Annotated in this window: 18 protein-coding genes; 17 read left to right on the top strand and 1 reads right to left on the bottom strand. The window is 61.3% G+C overall.

Going from position 1 to position 19,209, the window contains the following annotated elements; genetic code table 11:
- Nucleotides 1-13 precede the first annotated feature (13 nt).
- The 17 genes from ACYQ47_RS19515 to ACYQ47_RS19435 all read left to right on the top strand — a co-directional run bounded on the left by ACYQ47_RS19515 (nucleotide 14) and on the right by ACYQ47_RS19435 (nucleotide 18,548).
- Nucleotides 14-448 (top strand): HIT family protein, encoded by a 435-nt coding sequence (locus ACYQ47_RS19515; protein ID WP_244826956.1) that lies wholly within the window; start codon nucleotides 14-16, stop codon nucleotides 446-448.
- A 29-nt stretch (nucleotides 449-477) separates the two neighbouring features.
- Nucleotides 478-888: a gamma-butyrobetaine hydroxylase family protein gene (locus tag ACYQ47_RS19510; protein ID WP_309841304.1), complete on the top strand. Its 411-nt coding sequence runs from the start codon at nucleotides 478-480 to the stop codon at nucleotides 886-888.
- 94 nt (nucleotides 889-982) lie between these two features.
- Nucleotides 983-1,714 (top strand): bifunctional demethylmenaquinone methyltransferase/2-methoxy-6-polyprenyl-1,4-benzoquinol methylase UbiE, encoded by a 732-nt coding sequence (gene ubiE, locus ACYQ47_RS19505; RefSeq protein WP_459906530.1) that lies wholly within the window; start codon nucleotides 983-985, stop codon nucleotides 1,712-1,714.
- Between the two features lie 25 nt (nucleotides 1,715-1,739).
- Complete coding sequence (locus ACYQ47_RS19500) at nucleotides 1,740-2,744, top strand: Tim44 domain-containing protein (protein WP_459906529.1); 1,005 nt, start codon at nucleotides 1,740-1,742, stop codon at nucleotides 2,742-2,744.
- Nucleotides 2,745-2,868: 124 nt separating this feature from the next.
- On the top strand, nucleotides 2,869-3,561 hold the full coding sequence (locus ACYQ47_RS19495; protein WP_459906528.1) for a ubiquinone biosynthesis accessory factor UbiJ: 693 nt from the start codon (nucleotides 2,869-2,871) through the stop codon (nucleotides 3,559-3,561).
- 21 nt (nucleotides 3,562-3,582) lie between these two features.
- On the top strand, nucleotides 3,583-5,160 hold the full coding sequence (gene ubiB / locus ACYQ47_RS19490; protein ID WP_250462951.1) for a ubiquinone biosynthesis regulatory protein kinase UbiB: 1,578 nt from the start codon (nucleotides 3,583-3,585) through the stop codon (nucleotides 5,158-5,160).
- The gene (locus ACYQ47_RS19485) at nucleotides 5,157-5,765 is read left to right on the top strand and encodes a methyltransferase domain-containing protein (RefSeq protein ID WP_459906527.1); all 609 of its coding nucleotides are present in this window, start codon (nucleotides 5,157-5,159) and stop codon (nucleotides 5,763-5,765) included. The genes ubiB and ACYQ47_RS19485 overlap by 4 nt, the downstream gene beginning before the upstream one ends.
- A gap of 134 nt (nucleotides 5,766-5,899) precedes the next feature.
- Nucleotides 5,900-6,289, top strand: coding sequence for an FmdB family zinc ribbon protein (locus tag ACYQ47_RS19480; RefSeq protein ID WP_250491764.1), 390 nt, complete (start codon nucleotides 5,900-5,902; stop codon nucleotides 6,287-6,289).
- A gap of 153 nt (nucleotides 6,290-6,442) precedes the next feature.
- Nucleotides 6,443-7,105 carry a DUF502 domain-containing protein gene (locus ACYQ47_RS19475; protein WP_244826964.1) on the top strand — a complete coding sequence of 221 codons (663 nt, stop codon included), beginning with the start codon at nucleotides 6,443-6,445 and terminating at the stop codon, nucleotides 7,103-7,105.
- A gap of 98 nt (nucleotides 7,106-7,203) precedes the next feature.
- Entirely contained in the window at nucleotides 7,204-9,006 is a 1,803-nt protein-coding gene (aspS, locus tag ACYQ47_RS19470) for an aspartate--tRNA ligase (RefSeq protein ID WP_250491765.1), read from the top strand.
- A gap of 110 nt (nucleotides 9,007-9,116) precedes the next feature.
- Nucleotides 9,117-9,593 carry a dihydroneopterin triphosphate diphosphatase gene (gene nudB, locus ACYQ47_RS19465; protein WP_250462963.1) on the top strand — a complete coding sequence of 159 codons (477 nt, stop codon included), beginning with the start codon at nucleotides 9,117-9,119 and terminating at the stop codon, nucleotides 9,591-9,593.
- Nucleotides 9,593-10,870 (top strand): phospholipase D-like domain-containing protein, encoded by a 1,278-nt coding sequence (locus ACYQ47_RS19460; protein WP_244827956.1) that lies wholly within the window; start codon nucleotides 9,593-9,595, stop codon nucleotides 10,868-10,870. The genes nudB and ACYQ47_RS19460 overlap by 1 nt, the downstream gene beginning before the upstream one ends.
- Before the next feature lie 293 nt (nucleotides 10,871-11,163).
- The gene (locus ACYQ47_RS19455) at nucleotides 11,164-11,841 is read left to right on the top strand and encodes a TetR/AcrR family transcriptional regulator (RefSeq protein ID WP_244826967.1); all 678 of its coding nucleotides are present in this window, start codon (nucleotides 11,164-11,166) and stop codon (nucleotides 11,839-11,841) included.
- 69 nt (nucleotides 11,842-11,910) lie between these two features.
- Complete coding sequence (locus tag ACYQ47_RS19450) at nucleotides 11,911-13,698, top strand: acyl-CoA dehydrogenase C-terminal domain-containing protein (RefSeq protein ID WP_244826968.1); 1,788 nt, start codon at nucleotides 11,911-11,913, stop codon at nucleotides 13,696-13,698.
- 372 nt (nucleotides 13,699-14,070) lie between these two features.
- Entirely contained in the window at nucleotides 14,071-16,500 is a 2,430-nt protein-coding gene (locus ACYQ47_RS19445) for a 3-hydroxyacyl-CoA dehydrogenase/enoyl-CoA hydratase family protein (RefSeq protein WP_459906526.1), read from the top strand.
- A 27-nt stretch (nucleotides 16,501-16,527) separates the two neighbouring features.
- Nucleotides 16,528-17,727 (top strand): acetyl-CoA C-acyltransferase, encoded by a 1,200-nt coding sequence (locus ACYQ47_RS19440; protein WP_250508742.1) that lies wholly within the window; start codon nucleotides 16,528-16,530, stop codon nucleotides 17,725-17,727.
- Nucleotides 17,728-17,783: 56 nt separating this feature from the next.
- Entirely contained in the window at nucleotides 17,784-18,548 is a 765-nt protein-coding gene (locus ACYQ47_RS19435) for an enoyl-CoA hydratase (protein ID WP_250462974.1), read from the top strand.
- 27 nt (nucleotides 18,549-18,575) lie between these two features.
- On the opposite strand, the gene fdhD is transcribed toward ACYQ47_RS19435, so the two are convergent.
- Nucleotides 18,576-19,209, bottom strand: a 634-nt coding sequence (gene fdhD / locus ACYQ47_RS19430) for a formate dehydrogenase accessory sulfurtransferase FdhD (RefSeq protein WP_459906525.1), incomplete at its 5' end; no start/stop codon positions are given.

Here is a 19,209-nt window from a genome sequence, read left to right as displayed (position 1 = left end):
CTAGAGGTTTGAGATGGACTGTGTGTTTTGCCGTGAAGACGGCGGCGAGGTACTGTGGGCGGACGACGCATTGCGCGTCGTCCTCGCCGATGAGGCCGACTGGCCCGGCTTGTGCCGCGTGATCTGGAGCGCGCATATCGCCGAGATGTCGGATCTGCAAGACGCCGACCGCGCGCGCTTGATGACCGCCGTCAACTGCGTCGAGCGCGCCATGCGGCGCATTCTCGTGCCGGAGAAGGTCAATCTGGCGAGTCTCGGCAATCAGGTGCCCCACGTGCATTGGCACGTCATTCCGCGCTTTTCCAACGATTCCCGCTTTCCCCTGCCCATTTGGGCGCCGCGTCAGCGCACCGTTTCCGAAGCGCAGCTTTCGAAGCGCCGCGCGCAGGCCACCTTGCTGCGCGAAGCCGTGCGCCATGAGCTGAATCAGGTCTTCGGCTCTCCATAAGACAACATCATCAAAAGCCAGGGCTCCCTATGAGCGGACTCACTTCCACGACGCCGATTCCCACCGGCGTCGTCGTGCATTCGAAATCCCGCGTGCTCGAACTGCAATATGCGGACGACACGTCGTATCGCGTGCCATTCGAACTGCTGCGCGTTTATTCGCCTTCCGCCGAGGTTCAGGGCCACGGTCCCGGCCAGGAAACGCTACAGACCGGCAAGCGCGATGTCACGCTGATCGGCGTCGATGCGGTCGGTCACTACGCGCTGCAGCTGAACTTTTCGGACGGGCACAATACCGGCATCTATTCCTGGGACATTCTTCACAACCTGGCGACGCGGCAGGACGATTTGTGGCGCGAGTATCTGGCGAAACTGGAAGCTGCCGGCCTCGACCGCGACGCGCCCATGACGGCGAAGGCGTCCGGCGGGCATTGCCACTAAACTCGAACTCAATCCAAATACGCGGCATAACGCCGCGGACCCGGCGCGATGCTTGCGCGGGTACACGACAAACGACAGGCGAGGAATCAGCGCGATGAGCAAGACCCACTTCGGATACGAAACGGTCGACGAGCAGGACAAGGCGAAGAAAGTGGCGGGCGTGTTCCACTCCGTCGCGGGCAACTACGACTTGATGAACGACCTGATGTCCGGCGGACTGCATCGGATCTGGAAGCATTTCACGATCGGGCAGGCGCGAGTGCGGCCGGGCTACAAGGTGCTGGATCTGGCAGGCGGCACGGGCGATCTGGCGATGGCTTTCGCGAGGCAAGCGGGTGAAAGCGGCGAAGTCTGGCACACGGACATCAATGAATCGATGTTGCGCGTCGGGCGCGACCGGTTGGTCGACAAAGGCGTGATTACGCCGGCGCTCTTGTGCGACGCCGAGAAGATTCCCTTCCCGGACAATTATTTCAATGTGGTTACAGTCGCCTTCGGTCTACGCAACATGACCCACAAAGAGCGCGCGCTTGCCGAAATGCAGCGTGTGCTGAAGCCCGGTGGCCGTTTGCTCGTTCTGGAGTTCTCGAAGGTTTGGGAGCCGCTGAAGAAGCCGTACGATATCTACAGTTTCAAGATTTTGCCGTGGCTTGGCAAGAGAGTCGCGAAGGATGCGGACAGCTATCGCTACCTTGCCGAATCCATCCGCATGCATCCCGACCAGGAAACTTTAAAAACAATGATGGAACAAGCTGGCTTGGATCGAGTCGAATATTACAATTTGTCAGGTGGCGTGGTAGCGTTACACGTCGGGACCAAATTTTAGTGTTCCACTCTTAATAGGATTCGAAATGTCCGATTCGCGCATACCCCAATCCCGGGGTTTCCTGAGCAGCATGTTCAGGAAGGCCGGAATCTTGGCGCTCGCTGGCGTTATCACGGTTGGCGCAATCTACACTGAAGATGCAGATGCCCGTCGCATGGGCGGCGGCCGCAGCATGGGCCGTCAGTCGGCAACGGCCACGCAGCAGCATCAGGCGACGCCGCCGTCACAGTCCATGCAGCAAGGCCAGGCCGCGCAAGCTCAGCGCGCACCGGCCGCGCCCGCCGCGGCGGCGGCCGCGCAACCGGCACGCAACCGCTGGCTCGGACCGCTCGCAGGTTTGGCGGCGGGTCTCGGCATCGCGGCGCTGTTGTCGCACTTCGGCTTGGGCGAAGCCTTCGCCGGCGCCATGGCCAATATGATCATCATCGGCTTGATCGTGCTCGCGGCCGTCATGCTGTTCCGCTTCTTCATGCGCCGCCGTCAAACGAATCAGGGCAACACGCCCGCATACGCTGGCGCTTCGGGCGCGGCGTCGCCTTACGGCGCAATGGCGCGTACCGACTTGAACCAGGAGCCGCCGCAAACGCCGCGTTCCACGAGCCTCGGCGCGACTTATATCGATTCGCCGAACCAGCCGCCGGTGACAAATCCGAACGTGCCGGCCGGCTTTGATACGGAAGCGTTCGTGCGCAACGCAAAGGTCTACTTCGTGCGCCTGCAGGACGCGTGGGATCGCGGCAATGTCAACGACATCCGCGAGTTCACGACGCCCGAAATGTTCGCCGAAGTGAAACTCGACGTCGATGCGCGCGGCAGCACACCGAACCGTACAGACGTCGTGCAACTCAATGCCGATCTGCTCGGCGTCGAAGACCGCGCGAACGAGTATCTGGCAAGCGTGCGTTTCCACGGCCTCATTCGCGAGTCCGAGGGTTCAGCGGCCGAACCGTTCGTCGAAGTGTGGAATCTCTCGAAGCAGAAGACGGGCAACGAAGGCTGGCTGCTGGCAGGTATTCAGCAAGTCAGTTGAGTTGTCGATCCAATTGCGCCCGGTCGAAAGACCGGGGGCGGCGGCCGGTATCACGCCGGTTGCGAAGGTAGAATAGAAACCCGCGCCGGTCACCGCTGGCGCGGGTTTTTTCATCTCAGAGCCGATGACGAACGCAGACGAATCCGCCCGTTTTGCAGTAAATCCTGCCTTCAAGACCGCATCCGGTGCCTTCTCGGCCGTGGTGAACCATCTGCTCGTGCGCGAGCCGTGGGCGCTCGAACGCGTCAAGCCTTACGCCGGCAAGTGCGTCAAGCTGACTTGCGGACCTGTTCCCATCGCGCTCGTGGTGCAACCGGGCGGTCTCTTTGCCGCGACGAGCGAAGGTGAAGCCGGGCGTTTCGATGTCACCATCGCGGTTCCGCTCGACGCGTTGCCCGCGTTCCTGCAAGGCGGCCAGGCGGCCGTGATGAAGCACGTTCGAATCGAAGGCGATGCCGAATTCGCCACGACGCTCGCCAAACTCGCCGAAAACTTGCGCTGGGACCCGGAAGAGGATCTGGCGCGCGCCATCGGCGACGCGCCCGCGCATCGCGTCGGGCGAATCGCGCGGACGGTTCAGGAGCAGGCGCAACGCACCGGCCGCAATCTGCTGGATACGGTCGCCGAATATCTGCTCGACGAACGTCCGCAACTCATACGCAAAAGCGCGCTCGACGGTTTCAACGCCGAGGTTTCCGCGACGCGCGACGCCCTGGCGCGCCTCGAAAAGCGCATCGAAAGACTGGAAAGACGACAACCGGAACGCGGCGCCTCAGCGCGGCCCGGTGGCGAGTCCGTGCGCGACTCGCGCGAATAACGAGCTGAAGCGAAACCGAATATGCGTTTTCTGCGTTTCCTCAAAATATTCTTCACGATTGTCCGCTTCGGGCTCGACGAGCTGGTGATGAGCGGCATCAACGATCGTCGCGTGCGCTATCTCATGCGCATCACGACGTTCGGCCGCAAATTCGAAGTGGCGCGTGGCATCCGGCTGCGCCTCGCACTGGAAAGTCTCGGCCCGATCTTCGTCAAGTTCGGTCAGGTGTTGTCGACGCGGCGCGATCTGCTGCCCGTCGATATCGCGGATGAACTCGCCAAGCTGCAGGATCAGGTTCCGCCCTTCGATTCGGCGGTGGCAATGGAGATCATCGAAAAATCGCTGGGTGCGCCTATCGAAGTGTTGTTCGACGATTTCGAGCGCGTGCCGGTGGCGTCGGCTTCCATCGCGCAAGTGCATTTCGCGAAAATCAAGCACGGCGAGCACGCGGGCAAGTCGGTCGCCGTGAAGGTGTTGCGCCCCGGCATGCTGCCGGTGATCGATTCGGATCTCGGCTTGCTGCGCGATGCCGCGACGTGGGCCGAACGCCTGTGGCCGGACGGACGGCGGCTGAAGCCGCGCGAAGTCGTCGCCGAATTCGACAAGTATCTGCACGACGAACTCGACCTCATGCGCGAAGCCGCCAACGGCAGTCAGTTGCGGCGCAATTTCGCGGGGCTCGATCTGCTGCTCGTGCCGGAAATGTACTGGGATTTGTCCGCGCCCACGGTGCTCGTGATGGAGCGCATGGTCGGCGTGCCGATCAGCCAGGTTGAAACGCTGCGCGCGGCGGGCGTCGATATTCCGAAGCTGGCGCGCGAAGGCGTGGAGATTTTCTTCACGCAAGTGTTCCGCGATGGCTTCTTTCACGCCGACATGCACCCCGGCAATATCCAGGTGAGCCTCGATCCGGCAACCTTCGGGCGCTATATCGCGCTGGACTTCGGCATCGTCGGGGCGCTGTCGGACTTCGACAAGAACTATCTCGCGCAGAACTTTCTGGCGTTCTTCAAGCGCGACTATCATCGCGTCGCCACGCTGCACCTGGAATCCGGCTGGGTGCCACCGAGCACGCGCGTCGAGGAACTGGAAAGCGCGATCCGCGCCGTATGCGAGCCGTACTTCGATCGCGCGCTCAAGGATATTTCCCTCGGTCAGGTGTTGATGCGGCTTTTCTCGACGTCGCGTCGTTTCAACGTCGAGATTCAGCCGCAACTCGTGCTCTTGCAGAAGACGATGCTGAACGTCGAAGGCCTGGGTCGTTCGCTCGATCCTGAACTCGATCTGTGGAAGACCGCGAAGCCGTATCTCGAACGCTGGATGAACGAACAGATCGGCTGGCGCGGCTGGTACGAACGTCTGCAGTTAGAAGCGCCGCAATGGAGCAAGACCATTCCGCAGTTGCCGCGCCTGATTCATCACCTTCTGGCCGAGCATCACGACGCGCCCAAAGGCAGCAGCGACGAAACCATGCGCCTCTTGCTCGCGGAGCAAAAGCGCACGAACCGCTTGCTGATTACGCTGCTCGCGGTCGGACTCGTAGCCATGGCGGGTGCGGGCGTAGTTATCGCCCAGTTGTGGCTGGGGCACGGCGGATGAGCGATCCCAACGTCCCAACTTTCGATCATCGCGATCCCAATTCGCCTGATTTCTGGGACGAACGCTTCGACCGGCGTTTCATGCCGTGGGATCAGGCAGGCGTTCAGGAGGCGTTCAAGGCGTTTGCGGCGTCGCGCGCTACGCACAACGTGCTGATTCCCGGTTGCGGCAGCGCGTATGAAGCGCTTTATCTGGCCGAGCGAAGCTGGACGGTGCGCGCGATCGACTTCTCGCCGGTCGCCGTCGCGACGGCACGCGCGCAACTGGGCGCGTATGGGAAAAACGTCGAAGAGGCGGATTTCTTCGCTTATCAGCCGCCGTTTTCGCCCGCGTGGATCTACGAGCGCGCGTTTCTTTGCGCGCTGCCGAAAAACCGCTGGGCCGATTACGCGCAGCGCATGGCCGATTTGCTCGAACCCGGCGCGCTGCTCGCGGGCTTCTATTTCCTCGGCGCGACGCCGAAAGGCCCGCCGTTCGGCATCGAACGCGATGAACTTCACGCGCTTCTTACGCCGCACTTCGAACTCATCGACGAGCGGGAAGTTCGAGACTCCGTTCGCGTATTTGCCGGACGCGAACGCTGGATGACCTGGCGGCGCGCTTGAAATTCGGCATCGACGCCTCCATTTAGCGGCAGGAAGTCGAAGCCGGAGACCCCCGAAAATCGCGGGTCAAAATCCGTTTGCGGCTATAATTCAAGGCTTTGCAAGCGTCGACAGATCATTGTAGGGATAGCACCATGCCGATTTACGCGTACCGCTGCGCCTCCTGCGGCCATGAAAAAGACGTGCTTCAGAAAATGAGCGACGCACCGCTCACGCAATGTCCCGCTTGCGGACAGGCCACGTTTTCGAAACAGGTCACTGCCGCCGGATTCCAGTTGAAGGGTTCGGGCTGGTATGTCACCGATTTTCGCGGCGGCAATAACGGCGGCAAGGCCAAGGACGCGGCGGCGCCCGCCAAATCGGAGAACGGCTCTTCGGATGCGCCCGCGGCTTCGTCGGAAGCTGGCAGTTCAGGCAATGCAAACGCTTCGAATGACGCCGGCGCGAAGGCGTCGTCCTCAGAAGCGTCGAAGCCCGCAAGCAGTACGCCTTCTTCCGGCACATCCACCTCGGGCGCGGCCTGAGCGGCTGAACGCAAGAGCGCGGCCATTGCGCGATATGCATGCCGTCCGGCATCTCCGGGCGAATATCGCTGTCGCGCTCGTCGATTCGGGCATCCGCCAGCCGTTTCGCACTGAAACGGTGCAACCTTCGGCTAAGACCTTAGCGACTACAACGTGACGACAAAGAAGACTACGCTGAAATCCGTGTTTCTGACTGGCCTGCTCGTGCTGGTGCCTTTGGCCATCACGCTGTGGGTGCTCGGCCTCGTCATCGGAACCATGGATCAGACGCTGCTCCTGTTGCCCGAATCATGGCAGCCCGAGCGCATCTTCGGTTTCCATTTGCCTGGACTGGGCGCGGTACTGACTATCGCGTTCATTTTTATCGTCGGCTTGCTGACGCAGAACTTCATCGGGCAGAAACTCGTATTGTGGTGGGACGCCATCGTGCGCCACATTCCGGTGGTTGGGCCGCTGTACACGAGCGTGAAGCAAGTGTCGGACACGCTGCTTTCGTCGAGCGGCAATGCGTTTCGCAAGGCGTTGCTCATCGAATATCCGCGCAAGGGCTCCTACACCATCGGGTTCCTGACGGGCATTCCGGGTGGCGACGTCCTGAATCATCTGGAGGGCGATCACGTGAGCGTCTATGTGCCGACCACGCCGAATCCGACCTCCGGCTTTTTTCTGATGATGCCGAAAAGCGAAGTCGTCGAACTGGATATGACCGTCGACGCCGCACTGAAGTACATCGTCTCGATGGGCGTGGTAGCCCCGGCGCCGAGCGCACCGATCCCGGTCGCGCCTGCCCGCCGCCCCACCGAGCCGCCGATGTAATGCCGGCACGCGCGCCAAACGTGAGTCAGTCAGTCAATCAAGAACATGACCACAGCGCGCGAGCCGTTGATCAACGAACAACGAAAGACACAAACATCATGTCGATGCGATCTGAATACTGCGGTCTGGTGACCGAGGCCCTGCTGGGCCAAACCGTTTCGCTGTGTGGCTGGGTGCATCGCCGCCGCGATCACGGCGGCGTTATCTTCATCGACTTGCGCGATCGCGAAGGGCTCGTTCAGGTCGTATGCGACCCGGACCGCGCCGATATGTTCAAGGTGGCCGAAGGCGTGCGCAACGAGTTCTGTGTGCGCGTTCAGGGCGTGGTACGCAACCGTCCGGAAGGCACGATCAATACCAATCTGACGAGCGGCAAGATCGAAGTGCTGTGCCACGAGCTGACCGTGCTGAACGCATCGGTCACGCCGCCGTTCCAGCTCGACGACGACAACCTCTCCGAAACCACGCGCCTCACGCATCGCGTGCTCGACCTGCGTCGTCCGCAGATGCAGAAGAACCTGCGTTTGCGTTATCGCGTGGCGATCGAAGTGCGCAAGTATCTCGACGCGCAAGGTTTCATCGACATCGAAACGCCGATGTTGACCAAGAGCACGCCCGAAGGCGCGCGCGATTACCTGGTGCCGTCGCGTGTGAACGCGGGCCAGTTCTTCGCGCTGCCGCAATCGCCGCAATTGTTCAAGCAATTGCTGATGGTCGCGAACTTCGACCGTTACTACCAGATCACCAAGTGTTTCCGCGACGAAGACCTGCGCGCCGACCGTCAGCCGGAATTCACGCAGATCGACTGTGAAACCTCGTTCCTGACGGAACAGGAAATTCGCGATCTGTTCGAGAACATGATCCGCCACGTCTTCAAGGAGACGATGGACGTCGCGCTGCCCGAGAAATTCCCGGTCATGCTGTACTCGGAAGCCATGCGTCGTTTCGGCTCCGACAAGCCCGACCTGCGCGTGAAGCTGGAATTCGCGGATCTCACCGACGCGGTGAAGGACGTCGACTTCAAGGTGTTCAGCATGCCCGCCAACTCGAAAGACGGCCGCGTGGCCGCCTTGCGCGTGCCGAAGGGCAGCGAACTTTCGCGTGGCGATATCGACGGCTATACGGAATTCGTGCGCATCTACGGCGCGAAGGGTCTTGCGTGGATCAAGGTCAACGACAAGGCGCGTGGTCGTGACGGCCTGCAGAGCCCGATCGTCAAGAACCTGCATGACGCAGCGCTCGCAGCCATTCTCGAGCGTACCGGCGCGCAAGACGGCGACATCGTTTTCTTCGCGGCGGATCGCGCGAAGGTCGTGAACGACAGCCTCGGCGCGCTGCGCCTGAAGATCGGTCATTCGGAATTCGGCAAGTCCACGGGTCTGCTGGAAACGGGCTGGAAGCCGCTGTGGGTGATCGACTTCCCGATGTTCGAATATGACGAAGGCGAGAACCGTTACGTGGCCGCGCATCATCCGTTCACGAGCCCGAAGGACGAGCATCTCGAATATCTCGAAACCGATCCGGGCCGCTGTCTCGCGAAGGCGTACGACATGGTTCTAAACGGCTGGGAAATCGGCGGTGGCTCGGTGCGGATCTTCCAAGAAGACGTGCAGAGCAAGGTGTTCCGCGCGCTCAAGATCGGCGCTGAAGAAGCGCGCCTGAAGTTCGGCTTCCTGCTCGACGCGTTGCAGTACGGCGCGCCGCCGCATGGTGGCATTGCGTTCGGTCTGGATCGCATCGTCACGCTGATGTCCGGCGCCGATTCCATCCGCGACGTGATTGCGTTCCCGAAGACGCAGCGTGCGCAGGACTTGCTCACGCAAGCGCCGAGCGAAGTGGACGAGCGCCAGTTGCGCGAGTTGCATATTCGCTTGCGTCAGCCGGAGCAGAAGGCGCAGTAACGCGCGTTCGCTACAGCACGATGAAGAAGGCGCCAAGTGCGCCTTTTTCCGTTTTTGCGTTACAGTCATTCGCCATAGAGGCACACAATGAAACGCGCGCATAAATCGTCATGCTCAAGCCGCCGAAAATCCCTGAATCCGTACTCGTCGTCATTCACACGCCAACGCTCGATGTGCTCATCATCGAACGCGCGGATCACGAGGGCTTCTGGCAGTCCGTGACGGGTTCGAAGGACCGAATCGACGAGCCGCTTGCCGAGACCGCCGCGCGCGAAGTGCAAGAGGAAACGGGGATTGTGATCGGCAGTCCGCTCGTGCCGGAGAACGCGTTGCTCGACTGGAATCACAGCATTCAGTACGAGATTTATCCGCGGTGGCGGCATCGCTATGCCGAAGGCGTCACGCACAATACCGAACACCAGTTCAGCCTGCTCGTGCCGCACTGTCTCGAAGTGACACTCGCGCCGCGCGAACACACTTCACACTTGTGGCTGCCTCTGCGCGAAGCCGCGGATCGCTGCTTCTCGTGGTCGAACCGCGAAGCCATTCTGCAATTGCCCGAGCGCCTCGCGGCGCATAGCCGGTGATGGACATTCGCCCGCGACGCAAATTCAAGCGGCTGCGCGAGGCGCTTTTCTCGGGCCGTCGGCCGTCGCGTCTGTGCTTCACGTCGGGCAATCACGTTCGTATCTTCAAGTGCGGCGTGCAGTTCTTCCCGGCGTTGATAGAGCGCATCGACAATGCGCGCACGTCGGTGTCGCTGGAAACGTATATCTTCGCCAACGACGACATCGGCCGCGCCGTCTCCGATGCGCTCGTGCGCGCGGCCCAACGCGGCGTGACGGTGCGCGTGATCACCGATGGCATCGGCACCGACAGCAAACTGCCGATGTTCACGCTCTGGAAGGAAAGCGGCGTCGAGCATCGCATTTACAATCCGCATCTTTTGTTCGGGCCGCAAGGATGGTCGCGCACGCATCGCAAGCTCGCGATCGTCGACGAGACTTACGCGTTTTGCGGCGGCATCAATATCGTCGACGATTACGATCAGAACGGCACGCGCCTCGAACAACCACGCTGGGACTTCGCGATGGAAGCGCAAGGTCCGGTGGTGAAGGACGTAGGCGAAGCGATCGATTTGCAATGGCAACGTATTCGTCTTGGCGTGAAACCGCGTCAGCCGCGCCAGCCGGGATGCGAGCCCGAGCCGCAGCAAAGCCGCTGGAGCGCGCGCCGTTCGATGCGCGCGCGCAAACGCGCCCAGCTCGGCGAAATCCACGCCGTCGATCAGCCGTGCGTCGCTTTCGTCGCGCGCGATAATTTGTTGAACCGGCGAGCTATCGAGAAGGCGTATCTGCGTGCCATCTCGCATGCGGAAAGCGAAGTGCTGCTCGCGAATCCTTACTTCATGCCTGGACGCAAACTGCGGCGTGCGCTCGTGTATGCGGCACGGCGCGGCGTGCGCGTTTCACTGCTGATTGGCCGCAAGGAATTTGTGGCGCTCGACTACGCCACGCCGTTTCTCTATGGCAACCTGCTCAAGCACGGCGTGCGTATCGCCGAATATGAGAAAACCATGCTTCACGGCAAGGTCGCCGTCGTGGATTCCGACTGGGCAACCATCGGCTCCTCCAATTTAGACGCGCTTAGTCTCGTCTTGAATAACGAGGCCAACATGGTGCTCGTGAATCACCCGGAAATCGCCGGTTTGCACGACGCCATCCTCAACGCCTTCGACGAAGGCCGTCCTATCGACCAGAAGCATTACGCCGCGCGCCCCGTCACCGAGCGCATGCTGAGCTGGTTCGCCTACAACACGTATCGTCTGATGATGAAAGTCATCACGATAGGTCAATACGACTGATCACTACGATTTCGGCTCCCGATTCGTGTAGATTGCTGCTGACCAGCAGCAAATTGTTCCTTCATGCACCGCAACATGACCGGTTCAGAAAATGGGAACTCGGGCAGTCACTAGCATGCAGCTATCAATTAAAAAGGGACAATCGAGCGGCTAATGTTGAGACTTATCCTATTGACGTTGGCGGCGGGTTAGAAACGGTTTTCTAATAATTTTCTTGTTTCATTGGCGACTGGCCATAATAATAGAACGGCCGTTCGTTTTAAATCGGGTCACGAGAGGACGGTAGAGACATCATGCGAAAAGGCGAACAGACGCGGGCCGCGATTCTCGACGCAGCGCTTGAATTGGCGAGCCGGGACGGGCTGGAAGGGCTGACCATCGGGTTGCTGGCCGAGCGGATGCAAATGAGCAAGAGCGGAGTGTTTGCGCATTTCGGATCGCGCGAAGATTTGCAGGTGGAAGTGGTACGCGAGTATCACCGCCGCTTCGAGGACGAAGTGTTCTTCCCGAGCCTGCGAGAGCCGCGCGGATTGCCGAGGCTGCGCGCCATGATGGATCGCTGGATGGAAAAGCGCATCCAGGAGGTGACCACGGGCTGCATCTATATCAGCGGCGCGGTGGAGTACGACGACCGCGCGGCGAGCGCCGTGCGAGAGCAACTGGTAAGCAGCGTGACGACTTGGCGAGAGGCGCTCTTGCGCGCAATACGCCAGTCGAAGGACGAGGGGCATTTGAAGCCGGATACCGATCCGCAACTGATGCTCTTCGAGTTGTACAGTTTCACGCTCGGCCTGCATCACGACGCGCGCTTCCTTCACTTGCCGGAAGCCGTGCAACTGACGCGGGATGCGCTGGAAAAAACGATCGATTCGTATCAGTCGCCGGAATCGACCGCGCGCGTGCACAGCAGTATCGCGGCAAGCGTGGGCGCCACGGCGACTTTAGCTTCACCACAACCCGATAGCCGTTAGCGGCGCCGCACGAATCGCACAACGGTTTGGCGGCGCCTGACGAGAAGCCCGAAGAAACTGGAGAGACTCATGGGACAGTACGCCGCCCCGTTGCGCGACATGCAGTTCGTACTGCACGAATTGCTCGATGTCGAAGCAGAACTGAAGAACATGCCGAAGCACGCCGATCTCGACGCGGACACCATCAATCAGGTGCTCGAAGAAGCCGGCAAGTTCTGCGCCGAAGTCGTCTTTCCGCTCAACCAGAGTGGCGACCGCGAGGGCTGCACGTATGAAGGCGATGGCGTCGTGCGCACGCCCGCCGGTTTCAAGGAGGCGTATCGCCAGTATGTCGAGGCGGGCTGGCCCGCGCTCGGCTGCGATCCCGAGTTTGGCGGACAGGGCTTGCCCGCGTTCGTAAACAACGCGCTCTACGAAATGCTCAACTCCGCTAATCAGGCCTGGACGATGTACCCCGGCCTCTCGCATGGCGCGTATGAATGTCTGCACGCGCATGGCACGCCGGAGCAAAAGAGCACGTATCTGTCGAAGCTCGTTTCGGGCGAATGGACCGGGACGATGTGTCTGACCGAGCCGCATTGCGGCACCGACCTCGGCATTCTGCGCACGAAGGCCGAGCCGAACGGCGACGGTTCCTTTGCGCTCACCGGCACGAAGATCTTCATTTCGAGCGGCGAGCACGACATGGCGGAGAATATCGTCCATCTCGTGTTGGCGCGTCTACCGGGTGCACCTGCCGGCACCAAGGGCATTTCGCTTTTCATCGTGCCGAAGTTCGTGCCGGATTCGAACGGCGCACTGGGCGAACGCAATGGCGTCAAGTGTGGATCGATCGAACACAAGATGGGCATCCACGGCAACGCCACCTGCGTGATCAATCTCGATGGCGCGAAGGGCTGGCTCGTCGGCGAAGAGAGCAAGGGCTTGAACGCCATGTTCGTGATGATGAACGCGGCACGCCTGGGTGTCGGCATGCAGGGTCTTGGTCTCACCGAAGTCGCGTATCAGAACTCGCTCGTCTATGCAAAAGAGCGCTTGCAGATGCGCTCGCTCACCGGTCCGAAGGCGCCGGAGAAGGCGGCCGATCCGATCATCGTGCATCCGGACGTGCGGCGCATGCTGCTCACGCAAAAAGCCTATGCCGAAGCGGGGCGCGCGTTTGCTTATTGGGCGGCGCTCAATATCGACAAGGAACTTTCGCACGCGGATGAAGCGGCGCGTCGCGAGGCTGCGGATTTCGTCGCGTTGCTCACGCCCGTCATCAAGGCGTTTCTCACCGATAACGCGTTCGAAGGCACGAACATGGCCATGCAGATTTACGGCGGTCATGGCTTCATCTCCGAATGGGGCATGGAGCAGTACGTGCGCGATGCACGCATCAACATGATCTACGAAGGCACGAATTCCATTCAGGCGCTCGATCTGCTCGGCCGCAAGATTCTCGGCGACATGGGCGCGAAGTTGAAGCGCTTCGGCAAGCTGGTCGCGGATTTCGTCGAGGAAGAGGGCGTCAAGCCGGAGATGCAGGAGTTCATCAATCCGCTCGCGGATATCGGCGACAAGGTGCAGAAGCTCACCATGGAAATCGGCATGAAAGCCATGCAGAATCCCGATGAAGTGGGCGCGGCTGCGGTGCCATATCTGCGTACGGTCGGGCATTTGGTGTTTTCTTATTTTTGGGCGCGGATGGCTCGAGTCGCGCTCGATAACGCTTCTTCTGACGATGCTTTTTATAAGGCCAAGCTCGCTACTGCGCGGTTTTACTTCGCCAAGCTGCTGCCCGAGACAGCCTCTACTATTCGTGCTGCTCGCGCGGGGGCCAAGCCTATGATGGATTACGACGAGGCTTTGTTTTGATTTTTTTTAGGGGAGCCTGTGCTGCTTTCGTGCGGTTACATGCAGTAGCCGCCTCCCCGGCGGAGGGGTAACTTTCTTTGCAGCAGCAAAGAAAGTCACCAAAGAAAGCAGCTTCTGAACCCGCTTCTGAAGCACAACTGGTTCCCCGCTATTCACCACAAACCCTTTGAGCGCTCCCAATGTCCAACGCCTCAGGTTCATCTCAGGGCGAGCCCGCCTTCTGAAGAACAACCGGTTTCCCGCTATTTATCACAGGCCCATTGAGCACTTCCAATGACTAACGTGTTTCGTTCATTAGTTTTGGCGCTCATTGGGTAGCGCGCAGCCATTCGATACAAGTCGCGCACAACCCCTTTTTTTGGAGGCTTATTCGTGGGCACTCTCAACATTCGCAAAGTCGCCGTGCTCGGCGCCGGCGTAATGGGCGCGCAAATCGCCGCGCATCTGATCAACGCTCGCGTACCCGTGCTGCTATTCGATCTGCCAGCCAAGGAAGGTCCCAAGAACGGCATCGCGCTCAAAGCCATCGACAATCTCAAGAAGCTCTCGCCCGCGCCGCTCGGTATCAAGGACGACGCGAACTTCATCGAGCCGGCTAACTACGAAGACGATATCGCCAAACTCGCCGAGTGCGATCTCGTCATCGAAGCCATCGCCGAACGCATGGACTGGAAGCACGATCTCTACAAGAAGGTCTCGCCGCACATCGCGCCGCACGCCATCTTCGCAAGCAATACGTCCGGCCTCTCGATCACGGAACTGTCGAACGGCTTTCCGGATGAACTCAAGGCGCGCTTCTGCGGCGTGCATTTCTTCAATCCGCCGCGCTACATGCATCTGGTCGAACTTATTCCGACCGCAACCACGCAACCGCATATCCTCGATCAACTCGAAACGTTCCTGACGAGCGTGGTCGGCAAGGGCGTGGTGCGCGCGAAAGACACGCCGAACTTCATCGCGAATCGTGTCGGCGTGTTCTCGATTCTCGCCGTGATCGCCGAAGCGGAAAAGTTCGGTCTGCGCTTCGATCAGGTCGATGACCTCACGGGTTCGCGTCTCGGTCGCGCCAAGTCCGCCACCTTCCGCACCGCGGATGTCGTCGGTCTCGACACGATGGCGCATGTCATCAAGACGATGCAGGACAACCTGCCGGACGATCCCTTTCTGCCCATCTACGCCACGCCGCCCGTGCTCGCGAAACTGGTGGAAAACGGCGCACTCGGCCAGAAGACGGGCGCCGGTTTCTATCGCAAGGAAGGGCGCGCGATCAAGGTGCTCGATCCGAAGACCGCGCAATACGTCGATGGCGGCGCGAAGGCCGATGAACTCGTCGGCCGCATTCTGAAGCGTCCGCCCGCCGAGCGCTTCAAGCTGCTGCGCGAGACGGACAATCCGCAGGCACAGTTCCTCTGGGCCATTTTCCGTGACGTGTTCCACTACATCGCGGTGCATCTCGAATCGATCGCGGATAACGCGCGCGACGTCGATCTCGCCATTCGCTGGGGCTTCGGCTGGAATCAAGGGCCGTTCGAAAGCTGGCAAGCGGCGGGCTGGCAGCAGATCGCGAAGTGGGTGCAGGAAGATATCGATGCAGGCAAGGCGCTCTCGAAAGCGCCGCTGCCCGCGTGGGTGCTCGACGGTCCCGTCGCGGAAAAAGGCGGCGTGCATACGAGCGAGGGTTCGTGGTCGCCGCGGGAACGCCGCTTCGTGCCGCGCTCGAGCTTGTCCGTGTACGAGAAGCAAGTATTTCGCGCGCCGCTCGTCGGCGAGACGGGCGCCGATCCCAAGACCTTCGGCAAGACGCTCTTCGAAACCGAAAGCGCGCGCGCCTGGCTCGATGACGAGCAAAGCGATGTCGTCATCGTGTCGTTCAAGACGAAGCTGAACACCATTGGCCCGGGCGTGATCGACGGTCTCACGCAAGCCATCGAACTCGCCGAGAAAGCGTATCGCGGCGTGGTGATCTGGCAGCCGACTTCGCTTGCGCTCGGCGCGCCGGGCGGTCCGTTCTCGGCGGGGGCGAATCTCGAGGAAGCCATGCCCGCGTTCATGATGGGCGGCGCGAAGGGCATCGACCCGTTCGTGAAGAAGTTCCAGCAAGGCATGTTGCGCGTGAAGTACGCGAATGTGCCGGTCATCGCGGCCGTGTCGGGCATCGCGCTTGGCGGCGGTTGCGAGTTGCTGCTGCATTCGGCCAAGCGCGTCGCGCACGTCGAAAGCTATATCGGTCTCGTCGAAGTAGGCGTGGGTCTCGTGCCTGCGGGCGGTGGCCTGAAGGAAGCCGCGTTGCGCGCCGCCGATGCCGCGAACGCCGTCAACGCAACGACCGATCTGCTCAAGTTCCTGCAGAAGTCGTTCGAGAACGCCGCGATGGCGAAGGTTTCCACCTCCGCTTTCGATGCCCGCGCGATGGGTTATCTCAAGCCCACGGACACCATCGTCTTCAACGTGCACGAGTTGCTCGACATCGCGAAGAAGGAAGCGCGCGCGCTCGCCGATACCGGCTACCGTCCGCCCTTGCGCGTGAAACAGGTGCCGGTGGCGGGCCGCTCGGCGATTTCGACCATCAAGGCGTCGCTCGTCAACATGCGCGATGGCCGCTTCATCAGCGAGCACGACTATCTGATCGCGAGCCGCATAGCGGAAGCCATGTGCGGCGGCGATGTCGAAGCCGGCAGTCTCGTCGATGAAGAATGGCTGCTCGCGCTCGAACGCCGCGCGTTCGTCGAGTTGCTCGGCACGCAGAAAACGCAGGAACGGATCATGGGCATGCTGCAGACCGGCAAGCCGGTGCGCAACTGAACACGCGACCTATTGGAGCTGCAAATAATGAGCAAGCAATTGCAAGACGCATACATTGTCGCCGCGAGCCGCACGCCTATTGGCAAGGCGCCGCGCGGCGTGTTCAAGAACACGCGCCCGGATGAATTGCTGGTCCACGCCATCCGTTCGGCTGTGGCGCAAGTGCCCGGACTCGACACGAGCGTGATCGAAGACGCGATCGTCGGCTGCGCCATTCCCGAAGCCGAGCAAGGGCTGAACGTCGCGCGCATGGGCGCCTTGCTCGCGGGTCTGCCGAACACGGTCGGCGGCGTGACGGTGAACCGCTTCTGCGCATCGGGTCTGACGGCGCTCGCGATGGCCGCGGACCGCATCCGCGTGGGCGAATCCGACGCGATGATCGCAGGCGGCTGCGAGTCCATGAGCATGGTGCCGATGATGGGCAACAAGCCGTCGCTGTCGCCGCATATCTTCGATCGCAATGAGGACGTCGGCATTGCGTACGGCATGGGGCTGACCGCCGAGCGCGTGGCCGAGCGCTGGAAGGTGAGCCGCGAGGCGCAGGACGCGTTCGCGGCGGAGTCGCATCGGCGTGCGTTGGCGGCGCAAAAGGCGGGCGAATTCGCCGATGAAATCGCGGCTTACACGCTCAACGAACGCTTCCCCGATCTCGCTTCGGGCGAAGTGCGCGTGAATGCCCGTGAGATCGCGCTCGACGAAGGTCCGCGCGCCGATACGAGCGTCGAAGGTCTCGCGAAGCTGCGCGCGGTGTTCGCGAACAAGGGCTCGGTGACGGCGGGTAACAGTTCGCAAACTTCCGATGGCGCGGGCGCGTTGATCGTCGTGTCGGAGAAAGTGTTGAAGCAATTCAACCTCACGCCGCTCGCGCGCTTCGTGAGCTTTGCAGTGCGCGGCGTGCCGCCGGAGATCATGGGCATCGGGCCGAAGGAAGCGATTCCCGCTGCATTGAAGGCCGCCGGTCTCAAGCAGGATGACATCGACTGGATCGAACTCAACGAGGCATTCGCGGCGCAGTCGCTCGCGGTGATTCAGGACCTCGGGCTCGATCCTTCGAAGGTCAATCCGCTCGGCGGTGCGATTGCGCTCGGGCATCCGCTCGGCGCGACCGGCGCGATTCGCGCGGCGACCGTCGTACATGGCCTGCGCCGCCGCAATCTGAAGTACGGCATGGTGACGATGTGCGTCGGCACCGGAATGGGCGCTGCGGGCATCATCGAGCGGCTGTGATGACGTGGTCCGCCAGCGCGTCGAGCGTTGGCGGACCATACGACAGGAGACGGAAGATGGAGATTCTCATCGAACGCGCGGATGGCGTGCTCTGCATCGTGCTGAATCGCCCCGAGAAGAAGAACGCGATCACGGCTGCGATGTATCAGGAGATGGCGGACGGTCTTTACGAAGCCGAGAAAGATCCTTCCGTGCGCGCCGTGCTGATTCGCGGCAACGGCGGCGCTTTTAGCGCGGGCAACGACCTCGAAGACTTTCTCAACGATCCGCCCAAAGACCAGGACGCGCCCGTGTTTCAATTCCTGCGCCGCCTGAGCGCGATGCCGAAGCCGGTGGTTGCGGCGGTATCGGGCGTGGCGGTGGGTATCGGCACGACGATGCTTCTGCATTGCGATCTCGTCTACGCGGCCGAGGGCGCGAAGTTCTCGCTGCCGTTCGTGCAGCTCGGCTTGTGTCCGGAAGCGGCATCGAGTCTATTGTTGCCGCGTATCGCCGGATACCAGCGTGCGGCGGAAAAGCTGCTGCTCGGCGAAGCATTCGATGTCAAGGAAGCCACCGAAATGGGCTTTATCAACGGCGTGCTCGCTGCCACCGAACTCGATGCCTACGCTCTTGGCAAGGCGAGGAAGCTGGCCGCGTTGCCGGCGTCGTCGCTGCGCACGACCAAGTCCTTGCTGAAGGGCGCACAGGCGGCGGAAGTCACCGCGCGCATGGGCGAGGAAGCGGGGCACTTTGCGCGCATGCTCGCCGCGCCGGAAGCGCGTGAAGCGTTTCAGGCGTTCTTCGAGAAACGCAAACCGAACTTCAGCGCGTTCGAATAAAGCCTGCGCAAAACGCCTGAAGCGCGCTCAGTCCGCGTCGTACTCGACGAAGCTGTTTTCGCGCGCGAAGCTGACGAGCCTCAGGCTCGCTTTCTTCGCGATGGCGATGGCAAGCGAAGTCGGCGCGGAGATAGTCGCGATCATCGGCACGCCGACGCGCGCCGACTTGCGCACGAGTTCGTAGCTTGCGCGGCTCGACAGAAACACGAAGCCTTGCGTCGTGTCCACACGTTGCAGCACGAGATGGCCGATGAGTTTGTCGAGCGCGTTATGGCGGCCGACATCCTCGAACGCGTGCAGCACCGCGCCTGTTTCGTCGCACCATGCAGCGGCGTGCAGGCCGCCGGTGAGCTTCGTCAGCCGCTGATGCGCGGGCAGATCGCGCGCGGCGCGTTCGATGGCATCGGGCGCGAGCTTCGCGAGAAAGCCGGTATCCGGCACGGCTTCGGGCTGCAAATCCAGCAAGTCGATACTCTCGATCCCGCACACGCCGCACCCCGTGCGGCCCGCCAATGCGCGCCGCTTGTCCTTCAGCGAAACGAACGCCTGCTGCACGACTTGCAAATGCACTTCGGCATGAGGCAGCGCGTCTGCTTCATCACGGTAATAGACTTCTATGTCGTGAATGTCGCTGCCCCGCTCGACAATACCTTCCGTCAGC

It is taken from the genome of Caballeronia sp. HLA56 (assembly GCF_054655155.1).
The sequence above is the reverse complement of the archived record's forward strand: the minus strand, read 5'-3'. Positions and strand labels throughout refer to the sequence as shown.